The organism is Vibrio sp. 10N.247.310.98, assembly GCF_041467395.1.
In the GTDB taxonomy this organism is placed as follows: Bacteria; Pseudomonadota; Gammaproteobacteria; order Enterobacterales; family Vibrionaceae; genus Vibrio; species Vibrio crassostreae_C.
On the sequence record NZ_JBFSUL010000120.1, the window covers coordinates 1 to 1,637 of the forward strand.

Genomic DNA, 1,637 nt, shown 5'->3' on the forward strand with positions numbered 1-1,637 from the left:
ACTAAGGTAATGACAAGCTTCATGAATCGTTTAGCCCTAAACGGCTAATTTCCACCTATTAGCCATAAACGGCTAAATTTGCATTATTAGCCATAAACGGCTAAATTGGCATCTACATGAAAGAAGGAGTTTTAATGTGGAGCCTACCTCTAAACCTATCGCAGTGATCAGCGGCGATATTGTCAACTCAACCAAGCTAACATCTGAACAGTTTGAACAACTTCTTAAACGAATCAAAGACATTCAGAGACTGATCACCGCAGGAAATTCATCAAATGCGCACAGTATTGAGCGTGGCGATGAATTTCAGACCGTGGTGCATGATATTGAAAGCGCTCTGAGATACACCATCATTTATCGTATTGGCATTAAAGCGCTTGGCAAAGAGTTTGATAGTCGCATTAGCCTTGCTATTGCCTCTAATGCCGATTTGCGTGAGTCTGTCTCTGAATCGATGGGTGAAGCATTTGTTCTTTCTGGGCGTGGACTAAAAGCCTTAAAAAGCGACAGGTTGTTATTTAACTCTGACCGTTTCGAACTCACTGAGCACTTTGACTTACTCTTTAAGTACCTCGATAGACAACTAACGGAATTAACCTCGCGCCAATGTGAAGTTATGCTTCCGATGCTTCGAACCAATGAAGGTTTGTCTATTAGTGAGTTAGCAGAAAAGCTCGATGTTGCTACTGCCACTGCCAGTAAGTCTCTTAAAGCTTCAGGTTGGCCGCTAATCAGTGAGCTAAATTGGCGATTCATAAACCAAGTGAAGGGACTCAAGTATGTTTAATTTTTTTGATGTTCTAATACCGTTCTTGATGATTCACATCATCTGTGATTTTTACCTCCAGCCGAACCAATGGGTAGAAGCAAAGAAAAAATACACTTACCGTTCAACTGAACTGTACTTTCACTCACTATTACACGGTGTCGCGTTGTTAGTTCCTGCTATAGCGTTAGGTATTGACTGGCGCTCAACTACTTGCTTGGTAGTTATCATAGCGGTAAGTCATTTTATTATCGATTTGTGGAAAGTAAGAGCACGAAATGGTGGTAAGTTTTCCTATTTTATTATCGACCAGACTTTGCATGTATCAGTGCTAGTAGCCATTGCCTTTCACATGGCAGATGGTGTAATGATCGATGCCGTACTACAAGATGAGAAGTTCTCAGATGGTGTTATGGTGGTATTTGCTTACTTACTAATTCTCAAGCCAACTTCGATTGTGATTGGCAGCGTCTTAAGGAAGTTTCCAATATCAGATCAAGATCAAGATACTACTAGTATTAGTGGTCTTATCGCAGGTGGTGAGTTGATCGGTTATTTAGAGCGAGTGTTAATACTGACCTTTACGCTTGTGGGGAGCTATGCAGCTGTGGGTTTTGTATTGGCGGCTAAGTCAATATTTAGGTTTGGTGAGTTGAATAAATCAGACGACCGAAGCATGACTGAGTATGTGCTGATTGGTTCATTGATATCGGTGGTGATCACAACACTGGTAGGTACCTTAATATCACTTGGTTTGGGTGTGAAAATTAAATGACCAAAAAGGTATTCGGCAGTTTATTACTAGATAAGCTCGAATTTTACGGGATAACGATCAATTACAGGGAAGAGAGTTGCCCTTCTAATGTAGTGG

The 1,637-nt window shown here is 40.9% G+C and carries 2 protein-coding genes; both read left to right on the top strand.

Going from position 1 to position 1,637, the window contains the following annotated elements:
- Positions 1 to 136 precede the first annotated feature (136 nt).
- Positions 137 to 787, top strand: a complete 651-nt coding sequence (locus tag AB6E78_RS22850; protein WP_016800250.1) for a hypothetical protein — start codon at positions 137 to 139, stop codon at positions 785 to 787.
- Positions 780 to 1,541 (top strand): DUF3307 domain-containing protein, encoded by a 762-nt coding sequence (locus tag AB6E78_RS22855; protein WP_016800251.1) that lies wholly within the window; start codon positions 780 to 782, stop codon positions 1,539 to 1,541. Before AB6E78_RS22850 ends, AB6E78_RS22855 begins: the two co-directional genes overlap by 8 nt.
- Positions 1,542 to 1,637: the final 96 nt, after the last annotated feature.